4 protein-coding genes are annotated in these 3,072 nt (G+C 42.5%); all 4 read right to left on the bottom strand.

From position 1 onward, the window contains the following. Positions 1 to 158: 158 nt before the first annotated feature. On the bottom strand, positions 159 to 515 hold the full coding sequence (locus tag ABYK33_RS14995; RefSeq protein ID WP_373034120.1) for a hypothetical protein: 357 nt from the start codon (positions 513 to 515) through the stop codon (positions 159 to 161). A gap of 364 nt (positions 516 to 879) precedes the next feature. After that, entirely contained in the window at positions 880 to 1,113 is a 234-nt protein-coding gene (locus ABYK33_RS14990) for a hypothetical protein (protein WP_373034118.1), read from the bottom strand. Positions 1,114 to 1,212: 99 nt separating this feature from the next. Continuing rightward, the gene (locus tag ABYK33_RS14985; protein WP_373034116.1) at positions 1,213 to 1,710 is read right to left on the bottom strand and encodes a hypothetical protein; all 498 of its coding nucleotides are present in this window, start codon (positions 1,708 to 1,710) and stop codon (positions 1,213 to 1,215) included. 116 nt (positions 1,711 to 1,826) lie between these two features. After that, a complete protein-coding gene (locus ABYK33_RS14980) occupies positions 1,827 to 2,123 on the bottom strand; it encodes a hypothetical protein (protein ID WP_373034114.1) in 297 nt (98 codons plus the stop codon). Between the last annotated feature and the right edge of the window lie 949 nt (positions 2,124 to 3,072).

Genomic DNA, 3,072 nt, shown 5'->3' with positions numbered 1-3,072 from the left:
GGTCAACCACCAGCTGAGCCGATTCGAGTTTAAATTCAGGACTGAACGTCCTTCTTGTCTTAGCCATTTTGTCACCTGTTTGTCTTAGGGGTGATAATATCACCCATAACTAGGTGGCCAAATTAACTATGCCACTACAGGCGAAGCCATTTACCAGCCTATCGAATTGCACCTATACTTCGAAACATATGCCACATAAGAGAGAATATAGCGCCGCCAAGAACAAAGGAAACTGGCGCAATAACAAATGCACCTACTAGACCGCATAGATTGCTTGGCTCCTGCTGACAGTACCATAGTCCACCACGTATAAATCCATAATATGCTGCTGATATCGAGCACACCGAAAAGCCTACTGCAAAGATGACAAAGCTTAAAAAAGTACCTTTTTTATATCTGTACCATCCATATACAGAGACTGCTACAAAGAACACGATTATTGGTAATATTACTGCTGGGTCAAGATCTGCCAGCTCAATATGAGGCTCGTCGATAGATTGAATCTGCTTTTTCAAAGCTATATACCTACATGAATCGTGTAAATTTAACTCATACCATAAGCCCAATAATAGACCATGGTGTCTATTGGCTCTTTGAAAGTCCAAATGGATGTATTAATGACCGCAAAAAGGGTGTTAGCGGCAATCGTGGTCTGGCTGGCTGGATTTCCGCAACTGGCCGCTTCCTGTCTAAATCAGCCCACAGGACCCACCCTACCAGGGCTAAAGACTCCTCAGCAACCAAAGCTGTCCTTAGCGAACAGATGAATTATCGTCAGCTAAACGAACCAGAAGCGGACGTGTATACACAGCTAAAGGGCTTAAATGGAGCGCAGCGAATTTTGCGCCCATTTTGAGCACCTTGTTATGTGTTTTAACATTAAAGCTTCTCATGCTTCATTACCCTGTATATTTCACCATCTTCTACACCTGAGTAGTTGCCACCTTTAGACCCACCTTTTATTTTCTTTAAGGTTTTGTCATCAAAGTGGCATTGATTATATGTAGATGTAAATTCAGCCTCGCCTCTATAATTACTATATCCAGCGTATACATAACCACCATTAATAGTCATCTGGGTTATTGAGACTTTATAACGATGCTTCTTAGCCATTGGGTTGAATACTTTTACACATAACGTTATAACTCAGCCGACCTGTGCCGCAAAGCGACGAAAGGAGCGCCGCGGCACTGGGTCGGCTGGAGTGATTTGTTAGCCACTAAATTGTTTAGACATAAGATTCAGGGCATCAATAAACTGTGTACAGCTTTCATTTGCAAAACTCTTGCTCCGCCGCCGAAAATCAGCCCTTGTTCCAAGTAGTACATAACTAAGCCCCCCCTTTAGCTCCTGAGAAGGCTGATGCATTGAGGTGTTTTGATAGTTGATAAATATACCTTTTTCAAAATAGAGAGCGCCAAGAGGGAGTAAGTCAGATAAAGACTCTTTGAATCTATCCATATTTTTCGATAAGGAGTTCTTGTCTTCACATAATTCTAAGTAAAGTGGATGCATTTTTGTGGCCATATGCGCTTGAAGAGACTTTCCAGCTAAGTCAAAGGCTTCTTGGCTAGAAATCTGCTGTGGCTTTCCAGCGCCACTCATAAGTTCGTTGATTAGATCTTGCCTGTCATTACTCACTACATCCCCGCCGTTAACTGTACTTGTGAATATAGCTAGAAAGATTGCCGTTATATACTTCTGGTTCATGATACACCTCCTTTTGTGGCTAACGTTCAGGGTAAGCCGACCATTGGAGCGGGGCGAGGCTTGTGGCATTAGCCACAAATGAAGTGCCGCGGAAATGGGTCGGCTTGACCCACTTGTTATGAGCTTTTGTCTTCGAGTTCAAACTCAATGCCACCTACGTATTTAACTAATAGATTGTAGATAAAACATCCGACTACCACAGAAATGTAGCCGAAAATCAAATAGAAAAACGGCATTATCAAGAAAATAAACCTAGGGAAGTCAACTGGATTTCCTTGTTGATCTACATGTGGCATAGAAAATGACATTGCCAAGAACATTGGCAGAATAAATATGAGGCTAGCAACAGCCATTAGAATACCAAACACCTTGCCATTCTGATGTGGAGACAATCGCTTTATCTGTGTTTTCATATAACTTCCCTTTAATATTTAACTTTAAAATTAACGTTTAAATATGAAGCTGAACTTATTTGCGCATAACGTTCGCGTTGAGGGGCATGCCGTAGTGGTGGGAATATTTGTGCTAACTTAGCACAAATTGACCGCCGCGGAGGTATGTCCCTCTCGAACGCGCTTGTTATGCCACTTTCCACTCTGTCAGTTCCACCTTTTGAGACAATGTGGACATTGCTTAGCCTTGGATGTACGCAGTGGTTTACCACAATGAGGGCATGGTGGGCCGCTTAAGACCGGGGTTGGCCCATTAGGATGTAGCACCCAGATTTTTGCCCACCGATGAGAACACCCCGTATATTCCACCAACTGCTTTACTGCTAATATTTTTTCATCTTTTGATATAAGTTCTTTTAAATGATTTTCTTGCTCAGCCGTTAAATCGCAGAACTTAGGAATATATGTTTTACATTTTTTACAGAATTCCCCCTTTTTCGGGAACTCATCTCCGAAGAGTTTTACTTCCATTTTTGAATAGCAGTCACTCATTCTATTTTGGGGCATAACAGTATATTAGATCGCTTACTCAGTATTGGTAATACTGCGTAAGCGGAATATCACGTATGAATGAGGGTAGTAAAAAGACGGTTTTTCCATGCATTAACAGTAGCTTGGCGTCGATCCCTCAACCTTTTATTATTCAATAGTACCGATAGTGCCATAGTTTACCTGGTTGAACATAGGGCTTTTCCTGCAAATCATCCGTGCACCGCTAATGACTGCTATTAGGCTGATAGCTGCCAAAGTAGTCTATCAAGAATAAAGACCGTATATGGACTCCTCCTCGTTTGCAAGCACACTGTTAGCAGCCAATAAGATCGATTGCACACGTATATTCGGCCTCTGATGTTGGCATGCGTTGATGCCGGGCCAGGATGGGCTATTCGCGCGCGGGCTCCCAATCGCT

The organism is Sulfurovum sp. (assembly GCF_041562805.1).
Taxonomy (GTDB): Bacteria; Campylobacterota; Campylobacteria; order Campylobacterales; family Sulfurovaceae; genus Sulfurovum.
Note: the sequence above shows the minus strand (reverse complement) of the source record. Positions and strands in the feature narration are given on the sequence as shown.

What these genes read in the sequence shown, in the direction of transcription:
- ABYK33_RS14990 (WP_373034118.1), bottom strand. Translation starts at nt 1,113, where the DNA reads ATGGCTAAGAAGCATCGTTATAAAGTCTCAATAACCCAGATGACTATT.
- ABYK33_RS14985 (WP_373034116.1), bottom strand. Translation starts at nt 1,710, where the DNA reads ATGAACCAGAAGTATATAACGGCAATCTTTCTAGCTATATTCACAAGT.
- ABYK33_RS14980 (WP_373034114.1), bottom strand. Translation starts at nt 2,123, where the DNA reads ATGAAAACACAGATAAAGCGATTGTCTCCACATCAGAATGGCAAGGTG.